Below are 21017 nucleotides of genomic sequence, written 5' to 3' on the forward strand. Positions count from 1 at the left end.
TGCAGCATGGCAGTTGCGGTGGTAACCGTTTCATTTGCAACCACTTAGCCGCCTGGACGTCCATGAGTAAGACCCCTGCCGACAAACAAGCCACGCTCGTCGAAGCGCGTACGCGCATCGACAGCATCGACCAGCAACTGCAGTCGCTCATCAGTGAGCGTGCCCGTTGGGCCCAGCAGGTCGGCCGGGCCAAGGGCCCGTTGAAGGCGGCGGTGGAGTATTACCGACCCGAACGGGAAGCCCAGGTGTTGCGCGGTGTGATCGATCGCAACGACGGCCCGTTGCCGAACGCCGAACTGGTACGACTGTTCCGCGAGATCATGTCGTCCTGCCTTTCGCAGCAACAGCCGCTGAAGATCGGCTTTCTCGGTCCCGAGGGCACCTTCAGCGAGCAGGCGGTGCGCAAGCATTTCGGTCACGCCGCGTACGGCCTGCCGCTGGGCAGCATCGAGGAAGTGTTCCAGGAAGTGGCCGCCGGTAACGCCGACTTCGGCGTGGTGCCGGTCGAGAACTCGGGGCAGGGCATGATCCAGATGACCCTGGACATGTTCCTCGTGTCCAAGGCGACCATCTGCGGCGAAGTGGAGCTGCGCGTCCACCAGAACCTGCTCTCGCTGAGCGGCGAACTGAAGGACGTCAAGCGCGTGTACTCGCATCCGCAGTCGCTGCAGCAATGCCAGGCGTGGCTGCGCGTGAACCTGCCGGATGCCGAGCGCGTACCGGTATCGAGCAACGCCGAAGCCGCGCGCATGGCGCGCCTCGCACCGGAGTCCGCGGCGATCGCCGGCGAGACCGCAGGTCGCGTCTACGGCCTGAAGACCATCGCCGGTCCGATCGAGGACCGCTCGGACAACACCACGCGCTTCCTCGTCATCGGCCGTTCGATTTTCCCGCCCTCGGGCAACGATCGTACGTCGTTGCTCGTGTCGGTGAAGGACAAGCCCGGTGCGCTCTACGACGTACTCAGCCCGCTCGCACGCCATGACATCAGCATGAATCGCATCGAATCGCGCCCGGCGCATACGGGTAAGTGGCAGTACGCCTTCTTCATCGATGTGTCTGGCCATGTGGACGATGCCGCGCTGCAGGCGGCACTCGACGAGATGAAGCCAGCCGCCGCGGACGTTCGCGTGCTCGGCTCCTACCCTGTCGCCTTGCCATGACCGCCGCGTTCGATGCAGCCACGCTCGCCAACCGGGCGACGTCGGCGCTGCGTGCCTACGATCCCGGTCATGATCTTCCGGCGCTGCGCCTGCAGTTCGGTGCCGTGCTGTCCGAGCTGGGTTCCAACGAGAATCCGCTGGGTCCCAGCCCGCTCGCCATGCGCGCCGCCACGCGTGTCCTCGAAGACATCTGGCGGTATCCCGACCCGCTCGGCGCGGCGCTGAAGCACCGCTTGTCGAGCGAACTCGGCGTGCCGGTGTCCGGCATCACGCTAGGTAACGGCTCGCATGAGCTGCTGATGCTGCTGGCGCAGTGCTTCGCGGATGCCGACCACCCGGTGGTGCATTCGCAGTACGGCTTCGCGGTGTTTCCGATCGCCGCGGCCGCGGCCGGTGCGCCCTCCGTCGCCGTGCCGGCCCTGCCTGCGGATCATCCGGAGGCACCGTATGGCCACGACCTCGACGCGATAGCGGCGGCTGTAACGCCTTCGACGCGACTGGTCTACCTCGCCAATCCGAACAATCCGACGGGTACGTGGTTCACCGATGCCGCGCTCGAGGATTTCCTCGGCAAGGTGCCGGCGCACACGCTCGTCGTCGTCGACGAGGCGTATCACGAATACGTGGATGCCGCCGGCCTGAGCACGGCGATGCACCTGCTCGGACGCTTTCCGAACCTCATCGTCACCCGCACGTTTTCCAAGGCGTATGCGCTGGCGGGCCTGCGTATCGGCTACATGCTCAGCCATCCGTCCGTGGCCGCCGTGTGCGAGCGCCTGCGCGAATCGTTCAACGTCAATGGCGTCGCGCTGGCCGCGGCGGAAGCCTCGCTCGGCGATCACGAGCATCGTGCGCGCGTCCGCGAGACCAACCATCGCGACCGCGCATGGCTGGCCGATGAGCTCACCGCGCGCGGCCTTCGTGTCTTGCCGTCGCAAACCAACTTCCTGCTCGTCGACCTCGGTCGCGACGCCGTCGCCTTCGAAGCGCATCTTTTCGAGCGTGGCGTGATCGTCCGCCCGATGGTCGGTTACCGCCTGCCGCATACCGTGCGCATCAGCGTGGGTAGCCGTGCCGAGCTGCAACGTCTCCTGGAGAACCTGCCATGACCCGCCTGGATTGGCTGAGTCGCGCCGCTGTCGGTGCCTTGCGTGGCGATGTCGTCGTGCCCGGCGACAAGTCCGTATCGCATCGCGCCTTGATGTTCGGCGCGCTGGCGGAAGGCACCTCGCATATTCGTGGTTTCCTCGAGGGCGAGGACACACGCGCCACGGCGGCCATCCTCGGCAAGCTCGGCGTGCGTTTCGAAACACCGGCTCCTGGCGAGCGCCGAGTGCATGGCGTAGGCCTGCATGGCCTGCGCGGCACGACCGAGCCGCTCGACTGTGGCAACGCGGGGACCGGCATGCGCCTGCTCGCCGGCTTGCTTGCCGGCCAGGCCTTCGATTCGACCCTGGTCGGCGACGAGTCCTTGTCGCGCCGACCCATGCGTCGCGTGACCGATCCGCTCACCACGATGGGCGCGTCGATCGATACGGATGATGGCAAGCCGCCGCTTCGTATCCACGGCGGTTCTGCGCTCAAGGGCATCACGTATCACCCGCCCGTCGCCAGTGCGCAGATCAAGTCGGCACTGTTGCTGGCCGGCCTGTACGCCGAGGGCAAGACGGAAGTCATCGAGCCGCACCCGACGCGCGACTACACCGAAAGCATGCTCAAGGCCTTCGGCTGGCCGATCGAGTATTCCCCAGGCAAGGCCACGGTCGAGGGCGGGCACACCTTGCACGCCGTCGACGTGGACGTGCCGGCGGACATCTCCTCGGCGGCTTTCTTCATCGTGGCTGCATGCATCGTGCCCGGGTCGGAGCTTCACCTGAAAGGCGTGGGCCTCAATCCGCGTCGCACCGGCCTGCTGGCCGCGCTCGAGCTGATGGGCGCCGACATCTCGGTGGAAAACGAGCGCAGCAGCGGCGGTGAAGACATCGGCGATCTCATCGTCCGGTACCGTCGACTGCATGGCGTGGCGCTGCCGCTGGATATCGTGCCGGACATGATCGACGAGTTCCCCGCGCTGTTCGTCGCCGCCGCGGTGGCCGATGGTCTGACCACCATTCGTGGCGCCGCCGAACTGCGCGTGAAGGAATCGGATCGGATCGCCAGCATGGCCGCGGGTCTGCAGGCCTGTGGCGTGAAGATCGACGAACTGCCGGATGGCGCCATGATCCAGGGCGGTGCGATCGGTGGTGGCACGATCGACAGCCATGGCGATCACCGCATCGCCATGAGCTTCGCCATCGCCGGCCTCGTGGCCTCGGCACCGATCACCATCGGCGACTGCGCCAACGTCGCCACCTCGTTCCCGGGCTTTATGGAGCTGGCAAACGGCGTGGGTTTCCAACTGGAAAGGGCAGGCTGATACATGGCCCCCGTCACGGGAAGGCGTTAGGCTTTGCCTTCCTGTTACGGATGTCGTCATGGCCCCCAAGATCCCACCGTTCGTCGTCGTGGTGCCCGCGCGCTTCGGCTCGACCCGCTTGCCGGGCAAGCCCCTGCTGAAGATCGATGGCGAGTCGATGATCCGTCGCGTCGCCGAGCGGGCAGGGCTCGCCGGTGCCGCGCAGGTGGTGGTGGCGACGGACGACGATCGTGTGGCGCGGGAGTTGCGCGGCTGCGGTGACATCCTGGTCTGCATGACGCGTGAGGATCACGCCTCGGGCAGTGACCGTATCGCCGAGACCGCCAGCAATTTCGGCTGGCCCGAAGACACCATCGTGGTCAACCTTCAGGGTGACGAGCCCTTCGCCCCGGCCGCGGGCATCCGCGCCGTGGTCGCGACCCTGGCGGGCGACGACGCGCCCATGGCCACGCTGGCCACGCCGATCACCCATGCCGACGAATTCTTCGATCCGAACATCGTCAAGGTGGTCCGGGCCAGCAATGGTCGCGCGCTGTATTTCACCCGGTCGCCGGCGCCCTGGGCACGCGATCCCTTCGCCCAGAGCCGGGACAGTCTTCCCGCTGACGTGCCCTTTCTGCGGCATATCGGCATCTATGCCTATCGTGCGGGCTTCCTGCGCCGGCTGGCGGCGCTGCCGAGAACGCCCCTGGAGCGTGCGGAATCGCTCGAACAGCTGCGCGCCCTGGAACATGGCTACGCCATTTCGGTCCAGCTGACCCCGGAACCGTTTCCGCCGGGCATCGATACGGCCGAGGACCTGGTGCGGGCAGAGCGCTGGCTGGCCTCCGGCGGCCGTTGAGCCGGGTCGGAATTGGCCTACAGCTGAGCGAGGGCTCGCCCGACGCTCCCCATCGACCCGCGCCGAGGGCGTGGCTGCGGGCAAGCCCTTAATCTATCCCCGTCGCCACTGTCATCCCCAAGGAAGGCGACAGCCCACGGAAGGTCGGCGCCGGCATGGACTCCACCCCATGCCGGCGTTTTTGCGTCTGGCCTTCGCCGACACGCTAAAATGCCAGGCATGGAGCACACCGAGTCGCATCCGTTCGACGGCAAGGCCTTCGTCCGACACCTCACCACCTCGCCTGGCGTCTACCGCTATTTCGATACGGAAGACGAGCTGCTGTACGTCGGTAAGGCGGCGAATCTCAAGAAGCGCGTCAGCAACTACTTCCTCAAGCCACCGATGGATCCGCGTATCGCCTCGATGGTGTCGCAGATCGCACGGGCGGAAGTCACCCTGACGCGTACCGCGGGCGAGGCGTTGCTGCTCGAATCCCAGCTGATCAAATCGCTCAAGCCGCGCTACAACATCGTGCTGCGCGACGATAAGAGCTACCCGTACATCTATCTCTCGGGAGGCGAGGACTACCCACGCCTCGGCTTCCATCGCGGTGCGAAGACGGGGCCAGGGCGCTATTTCGGGCCGTATCCGAGCACCTTCGCGGTACGCGAGAGCCTTGGCCTGATGCAGAAGCTGTTCAAGGTGCGTCAGTGCGAGGACAGCTACTTCCGCAATCGTTCGCGTCCCTGCCTGCAGCACCAGATCGGTCGCTGCAGCGCGCCCTGCGTGCGGCTGATCGACGTGCCCGATTACCAGAACGACGTGCGCCATGCCGAGATGTTCCTCGAGGGCCGCAGCAGTGCGGTGATCGACGAGCTGGCGGTCGCCATGGACCAGGCCAGCATGGCGCTGAACTTCGAGCGTGCCGCGGCGCTACGCGACCAGGTCTCGGCGCTGCGCAAGCTGCAGGCCCAGCATTTCGTCCAGGGCGCCAGCGCCGACATGGACGTGATCGCCTGCTGCCTGGAGGGCGGCATGGCCTGTGTGAGCGTGTTGTTCTTCCGCAACGGCGTGAGCCTGGGCTCGCGCGACTTCTTCCCTCGCCTGCCGATCGATGCCTCCGTCGGCGATGTACTGGCGCAGTTCATCGCGCAGTACTACCTGGAGCGCCAGGTGCCCCGCGAACTGGTGCTGAGCGACACGGTGGAAGACATCGACGTACTCGCCCAGGTCCTTTCCGATCACGCCGGGTACGTCGTCTCGCTGAAACCCAGCGTGCGCGGCGAGCGAGCGCGCTTCCTCGAGATGGCCCAGCGCAATGCCAGCGCGGCGCTCACCTCACGCCTTGCCAGCCGGCATACGCTGCTGGCGCGCTTCGACGATCTGCAGAAGGTGCTCGAACTCGAGGCACCGCCGCGACGCATCGAGTGCTTCGATATCAGTCATACGCGCGGTGAGGCCACCGTGGCCTCCTGCGTGGTGTTCGGTCCCGAAGGGCCGGAGAAATCGCACTACCGTCGTTTCAACATCGCGGGCATCACGCCCGGCGATGACTATGCCGCCATGCACCAGGCACTCACGCGCCGCTTCAAGAAAGTGGTGGAGGGTGGCGCAAAGCCGGACATCCTGCTGATCGATGGCGGTACGGGGCAGGTGGGGCAGGCCGTGGACGTGCTCCGCGAGCTGGGTGTCGAAGGCATCCGCGTGGTCGGCGTGGCGAAAGGGCCCGGACGTCGCGCGGGTGAGGAGACGCTCGTGCTGGCGGAGACGGGAAAGACCCTGCATCCCGGCACATCCTCACCTGCCTTGCACCTGGTCGCCGCGGTTCGTGACGAAGCGCACCGTTTCGCCATCAGCGGACACCGCCGGCGCCGTGAGGCGGCACGAGAGCGGAGTACGCTGGAAGACGTGGCCGGTGTGGGCGCACGTCGCCGCGCCGCGCTGCTGAAGGCGTTTGGCGGTCTGGCCGGCGTCGAAGCGGCCGGTGTCGAAGAATTGATGAGTGTGAAGGGGATTGATCGCGGTCTCGCCGAACGCATCTATGCCATGCTTCATCCCTAAGTTGCATGCGACCGACTATGCGAATCAACCTGCCTACCTGGCTGACCCTCTTCCGCGTGCTCCTGCTCCCGGTCATGGTCGTCGTCTTTTACCTGCCGTTCCGCTGGTCCAATCTCGGGGCGGCCGCGGTCTTCGTGATTGCCGGATTTACGGACTGGCTCGACGGCTACCTGGCCCGCCGGATGAATCTCACCTCGGCCTTTGGCGCGTTTCTCGACCCCGTGGCCGACAAGCTCATGGTGGCGGTGACCCTGTTCCTGCTGGTCCAGTCCCATCCAGGCGGCTGGCAGGGCGTGCTCCTGGCCGTGACCGCCTCGGTGATCGTGGGCCGTGAGATCAGCGTCAGCGCGCTGCGCGAGTGGATGGCGCAGATCGGCGCACGCTCGAAAGTGAAGGTGGCCTTTCTCGGCAAGCTGAAGACCCTGGCGCAGATGGTCGCGCTGGTCGTGCTGTTGGTTCAGCACGACACCGAGTCCCTGGCGTCGTACAACATCGGCGAGGCGCTCCTGGTCCTCGCCGGCATCCTGACCATATGGTCGGGTCTGGACTACCTGAGGGCTGCATGGCCCAGTTTGCGCGGGGATTCAGACGACGTGAAAAAAAGTGAAAAAAAGTCGGTGCAAAGTGGTTGACACATTTCCGATCTGATTTAGAATAGCTGGACAACGACGCGGGAATAGCTCAGTTGGTAGAGCACGACCTTGCCAAGGTCGGGGTCGCGAGTTCGAGTCTCGTTTCCCGCTCCATGTAATTCTACAAAACCTCGGACCTCCGAGGTTTTGTTTTTTAAGCGCTTCGCGGTTACTCTCGCGCTGCGCAAGCGATGGCCGGGTGGCAGAGTGGTCATGCAGCGGACTGCAAATCCGCGTACGCCGGTTCGATTCCGACCTCGGCCTCCATCGCATTTTGAAGGCGCATCCGTTTCCGCGGCTGCGCCTTTTTTCTTTCCGCCCGGATGGCGAAATCGGTAGACGCAAGGGACTTAAAATCCCTCATCCGAAAGGGTATGTCGGTTCGAGTCCGACTCCGGGCACCATGTCTCCCAACGGTTCGAACGTCACGCACCAGATGGCGACAGCCGTAACCGTAAAACTCACCGTAAAATTCAGGTCTTTTCAGACGTGCCGACGACGGGAACATCGAAGTCGTACACGTCGAGCATCTGCTGCGATTTGTGACCGCTGGCCTGCTGCTTTTCGCCGCGTGTGCCCTTCGTATCGGTGATCCCCTTGCGTTTCAGATCGTGCGGACCGAAGCGCTGTTCGGCTGTGATGACGCCGTCGGCGATCGCGAGCTTCATCAGTCGCTGGAATGCGCTGTCGAAGCTGCTCTTCGCCAGGGGGCCGCCGGTCTGGTTTACGAAGACGGGTCGATCCTTCGCATGCATCGGAATGGGCATGCGCCTGGCCTGCCAGATTGAATCCCGCCGTTCCTTGATCATCTCCCACGCCTCCGTCAGCCGCGGCGTCCAGGCCACCACGTTATCCCTGGAGCCTTTGACTCGATTCGTCATCAGCCCGTTCGGCAGCTCGGCGTCCTCCATAAGAGTGATGACTTCGATGCCGCGCAGCCGGCACAGATACATGATCTCGACGGCAGGCCAGAGGTAAGCGGCCAACGCGCCTTTCCGGTGTGCCGTCCAGGCGCCGCGGCTACGCGCAAAGTCCGCGAGGTTCTTGAGCACCTGGTCGTCGGGAAGTCTGCGACGCTTGCGCTCTTTGGCTTGCTCGAGTCCCGCGCACGGGTTGTGCTCGCAGTAGCCGCGGTTCTTCGCCCATCGAAACATGCGGCGCAGGTAACGGAGCAGGGCGTTCGCCTTTGTCGGCGTGCCCTGGTCGGCGATTTTGTCGATGATCTTCTGCATCAGCGGCGCCGAGAGCCCACGCACGGCAAGCGTACCGAGCTTGCCAGCGGCGGTCGGGAACTCGCTGGCCACCTTCCGGTATTTCTCGTAACCATCCTGCGTCGCTGGCGCGAGGCTGCGGAACTTCTCGCTTCCGGCGAACTGCTCCATCACGAAGTCCAGCGATCGCCGATCGATGCCGGCGAGCTGCTCCATGACACGATGAAGGTCGGACATCAGCGCGGAGGAATCGGCAATCTTCCGGCGGGATGTCTTCGTCCCGGGCAGGATCGTGTACCAGACGCGGTCCCGCTTATCCCAGTAGCAGCCCTTCGGCAGCTTCGCCTGGTCAATATGGCCCGGAATAGAAGCGTCCGGGCGACGGGGGCGTCCTGTGGCCATTTACACGATGTCCGGTGAATACGCGTGGTCGTTCGCAGCCGAGGATACGCCCAGCGCCTTGTTGATGGCTTCGAGGGTGGTCCAGGGACCGTCAGCGCCCTCGCTCACAGGGATCCCCTGATTGCTGGCCCATCGCTTCACTGCAGCTGCCTGCTGTAGGCCGGACAGGCGTCGAAGTTCCGATGCGTCAATGATGTGGTGGTTCACGGCTTCGCCGCCTCCTTCGATAGAGCGTGTGCGGTGTGACGGGCGTAGGTCGAAACGGCTCGCCAATACGCGGCCATCGGGCCCTTGCGCTTAGCCCAAGCCTTTTCGGCTTCGGTGTTCGCCTGGTGACGCAGGTCGCGCATGACTGCCTCGATAGGGGCGCGCTGGTCAGCGGGCAGGGCAGCGAGAGCCTTTCCAGCGGGAAGCTGCAGGAGCGGGTTCAGGTAGCCCATCAAAGATCCTCCAGCAGTGCGTCACCGCGCACATACAGCGGGTGGCGAGGCGCGCCCGACTTGGTCCGACCGAGGCAGTGAACGCTGGTTGCCGCGGTACGCAAGCCACCGAGGAACGTCGACGTGATCATTCGGCTCGCTGTGGCGTTCGCGCCCCATGCCGCGACCACGCGGCGGTCTTTCAGGACCTCGTCCAAGTGCCGGCTGTTGTCTGGACCAGCCGCCATCGCCATGTCGTCAGGCAACTCACTCGGATCAGTGGCGCGCCAGGCGAAGATGTTCACGACGGCGATCCCGCCGCAGTTCTCGCGGCGTGCGAAGCCCATGCACCGTCGAATCGTCGGGTCGTCCTCGCTGGCGTCCGCCGTGCTCGGGTTGAGCATGCAGAATACGAGGACCGGCAGGGTGTAATCCCACGTCCGCGTCAGAACGTAGCGATAGCGCCCGCACGGGCTGATGACAGCGGTCTTGTCCACGTCGCCGGTCGCGCGCACCATGGCGCCATTCATCAGGATGGGGAGTTCACGCATGGCAGGTTGCCTGGCGATATGGGGTATGGAGGTTGGGGATCTCGCGACGTGGGTGTCGGCTTTCGGAACAATCGCAGCTGTGGCCGTCGCCCTGAACTTGGCAGGCAGAGAATCGAAGCGACGAGAGGAGGACCGTTACGCTCGCGGACGTGTTATCGCCTCGTTCCTCTTCGCTGACGTTGGGATCATTCATCGCGCCATGGAGCTCGCCGCGGCTGCGCTCACTAAAGCCCAGACAGCAGGTTCTCGCGATGAAATGGCTGCGGCCGTATTCGATGCTTACCGAATAATCGAGCAGGCTGACACGATGAAGATTGCCGCCCATATGGACAAGGTGGTCGACCTTCCGGCTCGTCACGCGGTCGCGGTCGCCGCGCTTCCGGACAACGTCAAGGCGATCCGGAGCATCCTTATCGACCAAGTCAACGCTGGATCCAGTGCAACCGTGTCGGCTCTTCGCGATACCGCCGACAGTTGCCTTGCGCAGATATCGGTCACGAGGGCGCGCCTCGATGCATTCATGGCTGATTTTGAGCCCCAGTTCGTTGGCTGATTTCCACGGCGTCACGACTTCGCGCCTTCGTCGAGGCCGTCGCAACCGGCGCCAATGGCGCCCGAGTCGCTCGGCTTGGTGAAGCGCTGCCAGGGCACCCAGCCTCGCAGGCAATGGAACCCCCAGTCACGGACCCTCGGGCCTGTGATGAAGAGAGTGATGCAGGTCTTGCCCGGGAGCATCTCCAGCCGATGGGCAGTCCGCGGCATGCGAACCACGACCGATCCAGCAGTAAGCAGCGTCTGTGTGTGCACGCCGCCGGCGAGGATCCGGTGCTCAATGTATGAGCCGTTGAGCAGGACGCTCACGTTCCACCAGGGGTGGTCGTGGAGGGCGCGGGCATCGTCCGACCGAAGCAGCTCGTGCACGTACATGTTGAAGAACCGGTTCCTCGGGATGGCCCACCAGCGCTTTAGGTACGGACCCTGCTGCGCGCCATCCTTTTCCCCACCGTGGACGATGAAGTCAGGCTGTCGCTCGGTGACGCGAAGGGCGCGGCGGAGAAGCCAAAGACGGAACCGCGCGTTCATGCGGTCACCACTTCGCGCACATAGAACGCAAGCGGGCCGTCCTCTGCATCCCAGATGCCGGCAAGCAGCCAGCCATCGCCGTTCGGCACGGACGGAGTCCAGCCGTTCAGATCGTCCTGGCCGTCCTCGAACCACGCTTCCAACTGCTCGTCGGTCGCGTCATATTCGAACTCGACAAAGGTGCACTCGAGCCCAGCCTGGGCGAGTGCCTTGGAGTCGATGAAGCCTTCATCCTCGGTGTTGAAGGGCTTGTCGTAGAACTGCGGCAGATCGGGGTGCTCAGTGAAGCCGCGCTCGTCGTCGCGGACGTGGTCGCGGACGTTGGCGTAGATCGGGGCGGCGGCCATTATTCGGGCCTCGGCAGCTTGAACAGCACGGCCAGCTTCGCCAGGAGCCGCTCGTACTCGAGCGCCATGAGGGCGAAGTTCGCATCCAGCTCCGCCGCGGCCGACTCCGGGCTATCAGCCTGCTCGTCGAGCACGACGTCGGTGAACTTGACCTTGCGAACGACCAGGTCCTCACCGAGCACGAAGCTGATGCGGTCGTCGTAGACCAGGCCGATCTTGTAGACCTGCTTACCGGTGCGCAGGTGCTCGCGTACCTCGTCGGTGTCGAGGTCCTGCCGGCGGCACCGGGCGATCGCGCCGGATGCCGTGGCGGGGTCGCGCAGCTCGATCTCGTCGCCCAGGGTGAAGCCGGCCGGAAGCTCGCCGGTCGATACCCAGTGGGTCAGCAGCACGCGCGGCGATTCTTCCGGAGCGAGCGGGACGGCGGGGAAGCTGCCCAGGGCCTCGCGAATCTGGGAAAGCACCGTCTCGGCCGCCCCGCGGCTACCGGTGTCCACGACGACCCAGCCGGACTTGCGATCGACATACGCGGCGGTGCGCGACGGGCGGACGAAGGCACGGGGTAGGAGCTCGTTGAGAGCGTCGTCCTTGATGCGCTTGCGTTCGCGACCACTGACCTTCCGGCCCTCGTCCTCCACGATCTTCTGCACGCGCTTGGCGACTTCATCGTTAACGACGGCGGCCGGCAGCAACTTGTCCTCGCAGCCGGCGACGACCATGGTGTTCGACCCGACGATGTGCGTCAGATCCTCGGCCGAGCGGCCCAGCGGCGAGACGAAGCCACGGGTGGACATCTCCATCGGTCCCGCGGGGCGCAGGGCGTGATCGGGCAGGGCTTCGGCCAGGCGCTCAAGGTCGGCAGCCACAGCGGGAGAGAAGCGGAACAAGGTCAGGTTGCGGAAGAACATGGCAATCCTCAGGCGACGCGCGCCACGGCAAAGGGAGGGAGGTCGCTACCCGCAATTCGGGCGGCTTCCGTGATCAGTTCTTCGGCCTTGCGGAAGTCGGCGCGTCGGATGGCGTCGGCGATGGCCTGCCAATCCGTCGGCTCTGCCTCGTCGTCCACGCTTGCCGCATCAATCAGGCCGAGCTCGGCGAGGTCTTCGTCGTCGAGCTTCGCGATTACGGCGGAGACGTCGACCTCAACCTCAAGGGTTACGAACCGCATCGGAAATCCTTGCCGGCCGGAGCCGGCTCGTTGCTAAAAGGGAATCGTGTCGTCGTCGAATTCTTCGTTGGCCGGAGTACCGGTGGACTGGGGCGGCGTGTCGTGCGCGCGCTGCTCGAAGTCACGCTGCGCGCGACCCTTCCCGCCGCTGGCGCGCTCACCACCGCCATAGCGCGATTCGCCGTAACGGTCTGCCGGACGCTCCGAAGGCTGGCCGCCGAGCATCTGCATCTCGTTGCCGATGATGTCGGTCGAGTAGCGCTCGATGCCGTCCTTGTCGGTGTACTTGTCGGTGCGCAGCGAGCCTTCGATGTAGACCTGGCGACCTTTCTTCAGGTACTCGCCTGCGATCTCGGCGAGCTTTCCGAACAGCTTCACGCGGTGCCACTCAGTGCGCTCCTGCTTCTCGCCGGAGGCCTTGTCGGTCCAGGCTTCAGAGGTCGCGATGCGCAGCGACGTGATGGCCGTGCCGCTGCCCGTGTATCGCGTCTCAGGATCGGCGCCGAGGTTGCCGACGATGATTACTTTGTTGATGCCGCGAGCCATCAGACGTCCGGTGTCGTCGCGATTTCGACCGTCACGCCGCTGGTCGTGGCCGAGATCAGCTCGTCCTGCGTCGGGATGTCGACGTTGTACTCATCGAGTGCGACGTGGCGCAGCGCCTGCGGCTGCGAGGTTGCGCGCACCAGGCGCGGGTTCGTCGCGTCTTTGCGGGTAACGATGTAGATGCGGCTCGGGGTCTTGCTCACTGGGATCCTTTGCCGGTTTCCGCCGGCGCGGTGTTGGGATAGGAGCCGGTACATCAACCGCCGGCGTCGGTACGCGCCAAGCCCCGGGGGAGGGGAGGACGCTGGGCGTTCAGCGGCGGGGCGGCGGAAGCGACAGCAGCAGCGCGGCAAGCGCGAGCCAGGGTCCGACGATCACGGCGACGGCGGCCTTCTCATCCATCGGAGCGGACAGCCACCAGGCGATGAGACGGCGAATCACAGCGACCCCACCGGGGCGAACATCACGAAGATCGCGAGGCCAACGATCAGCATCAGCACGACGCCACGCGGGCTTTCGAAGTAACGCTGGAGGGTCGGCGTGGACGAAGAGGCATGCTTCAGCTGCTCGGCGGCCTGAACTTCGCGATCGCCTGCTGCCTTCGTCAGGGCGTAACGGAGCGCGCGGCGCTGCTGGACGGTGAGGCCGTTCATGCGACATCTCCGACCGTGAGTGCGACAACCGGATGCAACGTCCCGCGTATCCACAACTTCACCGTCTCGCCGCTCTGCATGGCTGCGAGATCGGCCGGTGTCGGCTCCCAGGCCGAGACCATGAACGGGCCTTCGGGTGTCTGGACGTCCTTGATCGGCAGCGCGCCGCAGGTCGTATCCTTGCCGTCCCAATCCACAGGGGCTCCGAACACCCGCGAGAAGCGCTCGATGCACTTGATGATCACTGCGCACCCCCAACGCTGTTGCCGTCGGAGTAGCCCTTGGCTCGCAGGCACGCCGGGACCGTTGTGTGCTTGATGTAATCGCTGCGATCCCGCCGGCGAATGTTGTGCGGAACCACCGCGCCGTACGTGCACTGGTCGACGTCGAGGTCGCGCTGGGTCTTGCGGACGAAGAAGGTCGACGCGCAGCCGATGGTGGTCACGCAGGCGAGGACGATGAGGCCGAGAAGGAACGGACGGGCGTTCATGCAGCCGCCTGCTGCGCGTCACGCGCCATGCCCAGATAGTGAGCCGCAGCACGCTCGCGGGCGCTGTCGATCAGGGCGTTATGCGCCGAGGCGAGGGCCTTGAAGGCATCCTTCGCGTGGAAAGCGGCGTCGGACGGAGCCGAGATATCGGATTCGATATCGGCGATCAGATCGTTGACTACCTTGACCAGTGCGCCAGTACGGTCGGCAAGCGCCTGGTGGTTCGAATTGACGAGCAAGTTGTCCATCGTCCTCTCCCATCGCCGTGTGGTGGCGTGGGTGAGACATTACGGCATTCCGTAATTACCTGTCAACGGTATTCCGTAATGTTTTTTCGGCAAGCTGCCTCTTAGGAAATTTCAGGGGGGAAAGGACGATGTTCAAGATCGACGATGGCGCCGCTCCGAATGCGGCAATGACGCGAAGCTGGCGCATGGACCGCTCGACCAATGAGCTTCTCGGGATATGCCGCGGCATCCTTGCGGACGGCGAGGTAAACCGTACAGAGGCCAAGTTCCTTCTCGACTGGCTGGACCGACACGTCGAATTCGCCCAGCACTTCCCGTACAACGTCCTCTATCCACGTGTGGCTGAGGCGCTGGCGGATGGCGTGCTTGATCTGGATGAAGAGCGGGATCTGCTTGAGGCTTTGACTGCTACGGTCGGCGGGGAGATCGCCCATCCCAACGGGGCGAATAGCCTGAGTACCGAGTTGCCCTACGACGAACCGCTTCCGACCATTCTTCATTCGGCGAGCGTATTTGTGGTCACCGGTACCTTCACGTTTGGCAAGCGCGCTGCTGTATGTGAAGCGATCGAAGCCAGGCATGGAGTCGTGCGGGCTGCTGTGTCAGGCAGCACCGATTACGTAATTGTCGGCGAGATCGGGTCGCGGGATTGGCTGCACTCTTCCTATGGCCGCAAGATCCAAGAAGCGGCGGACTTTCGCCAGCAGGGAAAAATGATCTCGATAGTTCCCGAGCGCCATTGGTCGGGATCGCTGAAGCCGCTGATCGTGGACTCGCCGATCCAATACTAAGTTCGCTCGTCACCACTAGCTTTAGGGTGGCAGCATCATCGGGGCGCAGCCGGCCGTCAGAACTCTTGCAGCGTCCAGGCAGCTAGCGCTCTGCCGCCGATCTCGATCTCGCTCAGAGGCGCGTCGATTGCGGGATAGTCCGGATTCTTGCTGAGGATCCGCAGCGTATTGCGCCCGACGAACTGCAGGCGCTTCACGAGGACGCGGCCCTCCCAGCGGAAGCAGTAGGCCGAGTCCTGATCGAAGTCCTTGACCCGGGTATCGATGAAGATGAGGTCCCCATCGTTGAACTGGCCCTTCATGCTGTCGCCGCGGCCGGTCATCACGCGAATCACTTCGGGCGGCACACCCGGAAACTTGCGCTCCACCCAGTCCCTGGACACCCGAAGGCTTGTAACGACCTCCGGATAGTCACCGACGTAATCTCCCCTTCCCATGCCCGCGAATCCCTCCAACAGTGGGAAGCGAACATAGCCCTCGTCTGTCTCAAATCTCGCTACACCTTGAGACGTACTACCGTCGTCGTAGCCAACGGATTGGTTCGGAGGAGCCTCCATCGCCCCGCGGCCTGTCTCAAGCCATTCAACTCGCACGCCCAAGCGCCGCGCTATGCGGTGCAGAGCGGTCGTATTCTCCTGGTAGCCATTCTCAATGTCGGCCAGCGTTGAATAGGCGATGCCGACCACGGCGGCTAGGTCCTTGCGGGACACCTTGCCAGCCGGCCCATCGGTCCGCGCCTGCTTGATTCGATCGCCGATTGTCATATGTGCACATTGCAACGGAACTCCGTTACGGGATGCCGTTGACAGGGGATTACGGAATCCCGTAATCTGGATCAATGCAGACATGGGCAACTCGGATCAGCGACCTGACCTCCCGCGGCATGACGTATGCCGAAATCGGGGAGCGGATTGGATTGGCACCGTCGACTGTGGGCGACCTGGCCTCTGGACGGAGTAAGTCGCCGCGCGGGGAGGCAGCTATCCGGCTCAACGACCTTCACCGCCAGCGCATGAACCAGCGGGTCGAGGATCAGCACGAACCACACCGAACCTCGGCCGCCTCGGCAGGGGCGACGGCCGAAGCAGCTCAAGTTGTTCTGACGAGGGCCGGTTGACGTGGGCGCCGATGCGCTCGTGCTGCTGGCCTTCGCTTTGTGCGCGCTCTGGCCCACGCGGAAGCGGGCAGGGCGCTGACGCTCCACCGTTTCGAACCTTCCTGATTCCCCTGTCGTGATCTCCATGGTGACGACTCTACCTACCGGGCCCAAGCGGCTCACCATTTGAGATTGATCCGCATGAATGTCCTCGATGCAGCCCAGGCAACCGTAAAGGCGTATCCCGGTGGCGCGGAATCGCTCGCGCCGCGGCTCGACATGTCCGGTGCGCTGCTGCGCGGCAAGGTGAACCCGACGTACGACCGGAACCATCTAACGCTGGCCGAAGCCGACCTGCTGATGACCGTTACCGGGGACCACCGCATCCTCCACGCGCTGGCGCACACGCATGGCTACGTCCTGCAGCGCTGTGATGACCTCGAAGCCGAGCGCGCCGACGCACAGCACCGCGTGGACGAGCTCGTTCTGCAGCTGATGCGCGCGACAGGCACCTTCGCCGGCACGATCGCCGAAGCCCGAGAGGACGGCGTGATCACGCACAACGAGGCGAAGGACGCATCGAACGCCGGCATGGACGTGCAGAAGACCGTCGTCGATCTCGTCGCCGCGATTCAGGACCAGGTGAGGCTCGGCTGATGGACGAGTCCCCGAAAGCACGGCCTGCGCCGGGGGTGTTTCGCCCCGTCGTTGTTGCTGGCGAAGCGGACCATGGACCCATCCACACGAAGGCGGTCCTGCCCATGCGACATCGATTCAATCCCACCGAGTGGCGACTCTGGTTCGCGACGGCTCGCGCTCTGAAGCGGTTCGTACGGTGAACCGCCAGGCGTCTTATTCATTGGTCAACCAGTGCCGGTGGCAATGCCTCCGCGTGCTTGCCAATGGGCCGACGCCTGAGCAGCTGGTCGCTGCCGAAATGTATCTCGCCTCGCTGGCGCCTTCGCCGCAGGCCTCGTTGTTCAACCAGCAGCACGCTAACTCGGGGTAGCTACCCGGGGACAGCCGAGTCCGGTCGGTTGCGTGTCTGCACTTTCCCGGAACCCGGAGTAGGTATGCACGACAAGGTAATCGACGATCTCGTGGGCATGGCGCGGCACTTCCATCGCCTCGTGGACGAAAGCAGTGCCACCGGCGCTCAGGCAGTCAAGGTGACCGCACTCGGCATGTCCGTGATGAAGACGCTGTTCGACGTCTTCGAGCCCTCGGCGGATCAAATGGGCGAACTGCGCAAGCGCTTCGACGCCGTTCTGGCCGAGCACGTTGGCGATGCCGCTAAGCCCGCCGGGTCGGTGCACTGACATGGCCGGCGAATGGCTAAAGCTCGAATGCGACACCCCGGAGAAGCCGGAAGTGCTGGCGATCACGGCATCGCTCGGCTGGACGGATACCGACCTCACGGTGGGCAAGCTGTTCCGCCTGTGGCGCTGGTTCGACAAGCACACCGTTGACGGTAACGCTGCTGGCGTTACCTCAGCGTTGCTCGATGTGCAGATCGGCGTTACTGGTTTCTGCGAACGCGTTGCCGCGGTCGGTTGGCTTGAGGTCTACGAAGGCGGAGTTCGCCTGCCAAAGTTCGACCGCCACAACGGAACGACGGCAAAGGCGCGCTCCCAGACGGCAAAACGTGTCGCGACGTTCAAAGCTAACGCAAAGGGTAACGGTAAAGGTAACGCCGTTGGTAACGGTTCCTGCGTTACCGATGCGTTACCTAGAGAAGAGAAGAGAAGAGAAGAAGAAAAGCAAAAGAAAGAGCAGGGCGCACCGACTTCGTCGGCGCCTGCTGCACTTGAGCTCGTCTCCGACGAAGGCCGGCCGGACGACAAGCCGTCAAGGCGTAACGGCACGCGGCTCCCCGCCGACTGGACACCCACGCCTGCGCTGATCGCCGCGGCACGTGCGGAGCGGCCCGAGATCGACCTTCGCGTCGAGACGGCCAAGTTCCGCGACCACTGGCACGCCAAGGCCGGCCGTGACGCGGTGAAGCTCGATTGGGACGCGACCTACCGGAACTGGATCCGCAACGCTCGAGGCCCGACCGGCTTCGGTGGCCGTGCCGAGCCAGCGCGTAACCGCCAGGAGCTTCGCCGATGAGGCCGCCTGAGACTGGCTGGATGGGCCTGCGCGTGCCGCCGTCGGCCGTGGACGCCGAGCAGAGCGTGCTTGGCGGGCTGATGATGGTCCCCGATCGCATCGACGCCGTGTCGGCGAAGCTGGTGGAGGATGACTTCTACCGCCGCGACCACCGGATGATCTACCGATCCATGATCGAGCTGGCGCGCCGCGGCACGCCGTGCGACGCCATCACCCTGGGCGAGTGGTTCGTGCGCAACGGCATCGAGATGATCGAGCCGGCGTACCTGCTCGACCTGGTGAATAACACCCCGAGCGCGGCAAACATCGAGGCGTATGCCGCCATCGTCCGTGAGAAGTCCGTGCGCCGTCGCGTGATCGACGTAGCGACCCAGATGGTCGAGAACGCATTCGGAGCCGAGCAGGATGCCGCGGCGCTGGTGGACGGCGGCATCGCTCAGCTGATGGGGATGCAGCACGTCGAGAAGAGCACCGAGTACACGCTTCGTCAGGCCTTGACTATTGCGTATGACGCCGCCGATGCGGCCAAGGCACGCGGCGGCAAGATCCCCGGTATCCCCACCGGCCTGACCGAGCTCGACGATGTCCTCGGCGGCCTGCACAAGTCCGACCTGATCATCATCGGCGCCCGCCCGTCCATGGGAAAGACGGCGCTGCTGCTGAACATGGCGCTGGGCGACGCTGGTGACGCTGGCCTCATTTCCACCGAACAGCCTGTGGTCCAGATCGGCTCGCGCATCCTCGCCATCCAGGGCAACGTCAATGCCTCACGGCTGCGCAACGGCTCGCACGACGACGAAGACCTGGCGCGGCTGTTCAACGCCACCGCGGCGCTCCTGGACCCCGAGAACCCGCGGGAGCTGATGATTTGCGACCAGGCCGGCATGACCATCGGCGAGCTGCAGCGCATCGCCCGCCGCTGGAAGCAGAAGCACGGCATCCAGCGCCTGCTGGTCGACTACCTTCAGCGCGTGAAGGGTAACGACCCGCGCGCCTCTCGTGTCGACCAGGTAGGCGAGGTTGCCATCGGCCTGAAGGACATCGCTCGCGAGCTGGACATCCCCGTGGTTGCGCTGGCTCAGGTGAACCGCGACGTCGAGAAGCGCGCGGACAAGCGCCCGAACATGGGCGACCTAGCCAACTCGAGCGAGATCGAGAAGGAAGCCGACCAGATCCTGATGCTCTACCGGGACGAGGTCTACAACAAGGACACCCAGGACAAGGGCATCGCCGAGATCAGCGTCGAGAAGAACCGTCACGGTCCGACAGGCTTCGTCCGTGCCGCTTGGCAGGCCGAGACCATGCGCTTCCGTGACCTCTCGCACCACGGCGCCTATGACTACTGACCTTCTCACGCGGATTACCGCCGATCGCCAGCGCATCGAGCAGGAGCGCGAGGCAAACCGCAAGCGCCACCCGTTCGCGATGGAGATGTTCGATGGTCTGCGTGACGCCGGGTTGGCGCCGAAGCTGAAGCACGCGGTGAACGCCGCCGGCGAGGAACTTGGGTCGCCGCCGAAGGTGGACGGCTTCGTGGTGGACGGAGACAAGCTGGCGCACCTTCCCGAATACGAAGCCTTCTGGCGGAAGGCGCTCGGCAAGAAAGCCGAGACCATCGCCACCTACCGCGAGCGCATGCATCGCGCCATCAAGCCTGGGATGGGAATCGAATGAAGCGCACGCCCATACAGCGGAAGACTCCACTTCAGGCGAACCGGGGGTTTGCAAGAACATGCGATGTGCGAAGAAACGCAAGCAACCAGCGCGTGACAGTCGAGTTTGATGAGGACGGGAAGGTCATCACGGTCTACAACCGTAAAGGCTTGACGGTACGCCGCCAGCCCGTCGCCACGAAGGCGCAGAAGCAGCGCTGGGCCAACGCGAAAGCGCGCGGCTGCGTCGCCTGCCACCTCAATGGCATCGATCATGGGCTGGCGCGTGCGAGCTACGGCAACGACCTTGAGATGCACCACCTGCTATCTGGTGGCCGCCGCATTGGCCATGACGCAACCATCTGCCTCTGCCACTTCCATCACCAAGCGAAGCGCCTGCCGTACGCCGACCACGGCTACGAGGAGCAGGCCAAGGCACTCGGGCCGAGCCTGGAGCGCGAATCGCGCCGGTTTCACGAGTTTTACGGAACCGACCAGCAGCTGCTGGCGTATCAGGAAGTCATGCTCATGAGCCTGCCGCCCCAGTTCGGGCCCGAGGCGACATGGTGAAGCCACTGGTCATCGAGGTCGACGACTTCAAGCTGCTGGCCGGCCCGAACTCGCGCGGGCACTACCTGGTGAAGGCGCGTCGCACAAAGCGAGAACGCCAGACAGCACACTGGCTGCTGCTGGATGCCAAGCGCCCGCCGCTTCCTGTGGCCGTGCATATGGTCCGTATCGCGCCGCGTCGTATCGACGAGGACGACAACCTGCCGGGGATGTTCAAGGCCATGCGCGACGGCGTGGCTGACGCCTACGGCATCGCGGACAACGACAAGACGAAGATCCGCTTCACGTACGACCAAGAGCGCGGCAAGCCTCACCAGTACAGCGTCCGTATCGAGGTGTCGCCGGCATGAATCTTGGCGGTCTGCTCGCCGAACGCGCCCAGTACAAGCTGGACGCCGTCTCGCGCCTGACTGCCGACATGGCCGACCCATCGTTAAGCCTTAACGACATCGCGAACCGCTGTGACCAGGCGGCCCGCGACCTGACAGCGGCGGCGTCGCTCATACGGCGCATTGCCAAGCAGCAGAAAAAGAGCGGTGCCGCTGGCGCCGTGTACGACACGCATCAGAAATAGGGGAACACC

Annotated in this window: 31 protein-coding genes and 3 tRNA genes; 19 read left to right on the forward strand and 15 right to left on the reverse strand. The window is 64.5% G+C overall.

Annotated elements, in window-relative coordinates; translation table 11 throughout:
- The first annotated feature begins 62 nt into the window (after positions 1-62).
- The 9 genes from pheA to BJI69_RS14215 all read left to right on the forward strand — a co-directional run bounded on the left by pheA (position 63) and on the right by BJI69_RS14215 (position 7499).
- Positions 63-1163 (forward strand): prephenate dehydratase, encoded by a 1101-nt coding sequence (gene pheA / locus BJI69_RS14175; protein ID WP_046966082.1) that lies wholly within the window; start codon positions 63-65, stop codon positions 1161-1163.
- A complete protein-coding gene (gene hisC / locus BJI69_RS14180) occupies positions 1160-2272 on the forward strand; it encodes a histidinol-phosphate transaminase (protein WP_046966081.1) in 1113 nt (370 codons plus the stop codon). Before pheA ends, hisC begins: the two co-directional genes overlap by 4 nt.
- On the forward strand, positions 2269-3579 hold the full coding sequence (aroA, locus tag BJI69_RS14185; RefSeq protein WP_046966080.1) for a 3-phosphoshikimate 1-carboxyvinyltransferase: 1311 nt from the start codon (positions 2269-2271) through the stop codon (positions 3577-3579). Before hisC ends, aroA begins: the two co-directional genes overlap by 4 nt.
- A gap of 58 nt (positions 3580-3637) precedes the next feature.
- Positions 3638-4420, forward strand: coding sequence for a 3-deoxy-manno-octulosonate cytidylyltransferase (kdsB, locus tag BJI69_RS14190; RefSeq protein WP_046966079.1), 783 nt, complete (start codon positions 3638-3640; stop codon positions 4418-4420).
- 219 nt (positions 4421-4639) lie between these two features.
- Entirely contained in the window at positions 4640-6463 is a 1824-nt protein-coding gene (gene uvrC, locus BJI69_RS14195) for an excinuclease ABC subunit UvrC (protein ID WP_046966078.1), read from the forward strand.
- A 17-nt stretch (positions 6464-6480) separates the two neighbouring features.
- Positions 6481-7095, forward strand: a complete 615-nt coding sequence (gene pgsA, locus BJI69_RS14200) for a CDP-diacylglycerol--glycerol-3-phosphate 3-phosphatidyltransferase (RefSeq protein WP_046966077.1) — start codon at positions 6481-6483, stop codon at positions 7093-7095.
- 38 nt (positions 7096-7133) lie between these two features.
- Positions 7134-7209, forward strand: a tRNA-Gly gene (locus BJI69_RS14205).
- 79 nt (positions 7210-7288) lie between these two features.
- Positions 7289-7362 (forward strand) — tRNA-Cys (locus tag BJI69_RS14210).
- 50 nt (positions 7363-7412) lie between these two features.
- Positions 7413-7499: transfer RNA gene (locus tag BJI69_RS14215), tRNA-Leu, on the forward strand.
- 69 nt (positions 7500-7568) lie between these two features.
- On the opposite strand, the gene BJI69_RS14220 is transcribed toward BJI69_RS14215, so the two are convergent.
- The 3 genes from BJI69_RS14220 to BJI69_RS14235 form a co-directional block, all read right to left on the reverse strand.
- Complete coding sequence (locus BJI69_RS14220) at positions 7569-8708, reverse strand: site-specific integrase (RefSeq protein WP_046966076.1); 1140 nt, start codon at positions 8706-8708, stop codon at positions 7569-7571.
- Between the two features lie 203 nt (positions 8709-8911).
- Positions 8912-9148, reverse strand: coding sequence for a hypothetical protein (locus BJI69_RS14230; protein ID WP_046966074.1), 237 nt, complete (start codon positions 9146-9148; stop codon positions 8912-8914).
- Complete coding sequence (locus BJI69_RS14235) at positions 9148-9678, reverse strand: DUF1643 domain-containing protein (RefSeq protein ID WP_244465193.1); 531 nt, start codon at positions 9676-9678, stop codon at positions 9148-9150. The genes BJI69_RS14230 and BJI69_RS14235 overlap by 1 nt, the downstream gene beginning before the upstream one ends.
- Positions 9679-9757: 79 nt before the next feature.
- On the opposite strand from BJI69_RS14235, the gene BJI69_RS14240 reads away from it, so the two are divergent.
- Positions 9758-10231: a hypothetical protein gene (locus BJI69_RS14240; RefSeq protein WP_156165885.1), complete on the forward strand. Its 474-nt coding sequence runs from the start codon at positions 9758-9760 to the stop codon at positions 10229-10231.
- An 11-nt stretch (positions 10232-10242) separates the two neighbouring features.
- Here the strand turns inward: BJI69_RS14240 and BJI69_RS14245 are convergent, their stop codons facing one another.
- From BJI69_RS14245 to BJI69_RS14290, 11 genes are all read right to left on the reverse strand, one after another.
- Positions 10243-10761, reverse strand: coding sequence for a hypothetical protein (locus tag BJI69_RS14245; protein ID WP_046966072.1), 519 nt, complete (start codon positions 10759-10761; stop codon positions 10243-10245).
- Positions 10758-11108 (reverse strand): hypothetical protein, encoded by a 351-nt coding sequence (locus BJI69_RS14250; protein WP_046966071.1) that lies wholly within the window; start codon positions 11106-11108, stop codon positions 10758-10760. The genes BJI69_RS14245 and BJI69_RS14250 overlap by 4 nt, the downstream gene beginning before the upstream one ends.
- The gene (locus tag BJI69_RS14255; RefSeq protein ID WP_046966070.1) at positions 11108-12016 is read right to left on the reverse strand and encodes a recombination-associated protein RdgC; all 909 of its coding nucleotides are present in this window, start codon (positions 12014-12016) and stop codon (positions 11108-11110) included. The genes BJI69_RS14250 and BJI69_RS14255 overlap by 1 nt, the downstream gene beginning before the upstream one ends.
- Positions 12017-12024: 8 nt before the next feature.
- Entirely contained in the window at positions 12025-12276 is a 252-nt protein-coding gene (locus BJI69_RS14260; protein ID WP_046966069.1) for a hypothetical protein, read from the reverse strand.
- A gap of 33 nt (positions 12277-12309) precedes the next feature.
- On the reverse strand, positions 12310-12822 hold the full coding sequence (ssb, locus tag BJI69_RS14265) for a single-stranded DNA-binding protein (protein ID WP_046966068.1): 513 nt from the start codon (positions 12820-12822) through the stop codon (positions 12310-12312).
- On the reverse strand, positions 12822-13025 hold the full coding sequence (locus BJI69_RS14270) for a hypothetical protein (RefSeq protein ID WP_046966067.1): 204 nt from the start codon (positions 13023-13025) through the stop codon (positions 12822-12824). The genes ssb and BJI69_RS14270 overlap by 1 nt, the downstream gene beginning before the upstream one ends.
- Before the next feature lie 109 nt (positions 13026-13134).
- Positions 13135-13263 carry a hypothetical protein gene (locus BJI69_RS23055; RefSeq protein ID WP_280522617.1) on the reverse strand — a complete coding sequence of 43 codons (129 nt, stop codon included), beginning with the start codon at positions 13261-13263 and terminating at the stop codon, positions 13135-13137.
- On the reverse strand, positions 13260-13475 hold the full coding sequence (locus BJI69_RS14275; RefSeq protein WP_046966066.1) for a hypothetical protein: 216 nt from the start codon (positions 13473-13475) through the stop codon (positions 13260-13262). The genes BJI69_RS23055 and BJI69_RS14275 overlap by 4 nt, the downstream gene beginning before the upstream one ends.
- Entirely contained in the window at positions 13472-13720 is a 249-nt protein-coding gene (locus tag BJI69_RS14280; protein WP_046966065.1) for a hypothetical protein, read from the reverse strand. The genes BJI69_RS14275 and BJI69_RS14280 overlap by 4 nt, the downstream gene beginning before the upstream one ends.
- A complete protein-coding gene (locus tag BJI69_RS14285; protein ID WP_046966064.1) occupies positions 13717-13965 on the reverse strand; it encodes a hypothetical protein in 249 nt (82 codons plus the stop codon). Before BJI69_RS14285 ends, BJI69_RS14280 begins: the two co-directional genes overlap by 4 nt.
- Complete coding sequence (locus tag BJI69_RS14290; protein WP_046966063.1) at positions 13962-14213, reverse strand: hypothetical protein; 252 nt, start codon at positions 14211-14213, stop codon at positions 13962-13964. Before BJI69_RS14290 ends, BJI69_RS14285 begins: the two co-directional genes overlap by 4 nt.
- A 128-nt stretch (positions 14214-14341) precedes the next feature.
- Between BJI69_RS14290 and BJI69_RS14295 the strand changes: the two genes are divergently transcribed.
- Positions 14342-15004, forward strand: a complete 663-nt coding sequence (locus tag BJI69_RS14295) for a BRCT domain-containing protein (RefSeq protein WP_052767018.1) — start codon at positions 14342-14344, stop codon at positions 15002-15004.
- Positions 15005-15060: 56 nt separating this feature from the next.
- Here the strand turns inward: BJI69_RS14295 and BJI69_RS14300 are convergent, their stop codons facing one another.
- Complete coding sequence (locus BJI69_RS14300; RefSeq protein WP_078023197.1) at positions 15061-15852, reverse strand: XRE family transcriptional regulator; 792 nt, start codon at positions 15850-15852, stop codon at positions 15061-15063.
- Positions 15853-16301: 449 nt separating this feature from the next.
- On the opposite strand from BJI69_RS14300, the gene BJI69_RS14310 reads away from it, so the two are divergent.
- The 8 genes from BJI69_RS14310 (at position 16302) to BJI69_RS14345 (ending at position 21008) form a co-directional block, all read left to right on the forward strand.
- Positions 16302-16757 (forward strand): phage regulatory CII family protein, encoded by a 456-nt coding sequence (locus tag BJI69_RS14310; RefSeq protein WP_046966061.1) that lies wholly within the window; start codon positions 16302-16304, stop codon positions 16755-16757.
- A gap of 416 nt (positions 16758-17173) precedes the next feature.
- Positions 17174-17419 carry a hypothetical protein gene (locus BJI69_RS14315; protein ID WP_046966060.1) on the forward strand — a complete coding sequence of 82 codons (246 nt, stop codon included), beginning with the start codon at positions 17174-17176 and terminating at the stop codon, positions 17417-17419.
- Between the two features lies 1 nt (position 17420).
- Entirely contained in the window at positions 17421-18212 is a 792-nt protein-coding gene (locus BJI69_RS14320) for a hypothetical protein (RefSeq protein ID WP_052767016.1), read from the forward strand.
- Positions 18209-19558, forward strand: a complete 1350-nt coding sequence (gene dnaB / locus BJI69_RS14325; protein WP_046966059.1) for a replicative DNA helicase — start codon at positions 18209-18211, stop codon at positions 19556-19558. The genes BJI69_RS14320 and dnaB overlap by 4 nt, the downstream gene beginning before the upstream one ends.
- On the forward strand, positions 19548-19886 hold the full coding sequence (locus BJI69_RS14330) for a hypothetical protein (protein WP_046966058.1): 339 nt from the start codon (positions 19548-19550) through the stop codon (positions 19884-19886). The genes dnaB and BJI69_RS14330 overlap by 11 nt, the downstream gene beginning before the upstream one ends.
- Entirely contained in the window at positions 19883-20434 is a 552-nt protein-coding gene (locus tag BJI69_RS14335; protein WP_078023199.1) for a Ref family recombination enhancement nuclease, read from the forward strand. Before BJI69_RS14330 ends, BJI69_RS14335 begins: the two co-directional genes overlap by 4 nt.
- Positions 20428-20784 carry a hypothetical protein gene (locus BJI69_RS14340; RefSeq protein ID WP_046966057.1) on the forward strand — a complete coding sequence of 119 codons (357 nt, stop codon included), beginning with the start codon at positions 20428-20430 and terminating at the stop codon, positions 20782-20784. The genes BJI69_RS14335 and BJI69_RS14340 overlap by 7 nt, the downstream gene beginning before the upstream one ends.
- Positions 20781-21008, forward strand: coding sequence for a hypothetical protein (locus BJI69_RS14345; protein WP_046966056.1), 228 nt, complete (start codon positions 20781-20783; stop codon positions 21006-21008). Before BJI69_RS14340 ends, BJI69_RS14345 begins: the two co-directional genes overlap by 4 nt.
- Positions 21009-21017 lie beyond the last annotated feature (9 nt).

The organism is Luteibacter rhizovicinus DSM 16549, from assembly GCF_001887595.1.
Lineage (GTDB): Bacteria > Pseudomonadota > Gammaproteobacteria > Xanthomonadales > Rhodanobacteraceae > Luteibacter > Luteibacter rhizovicinus.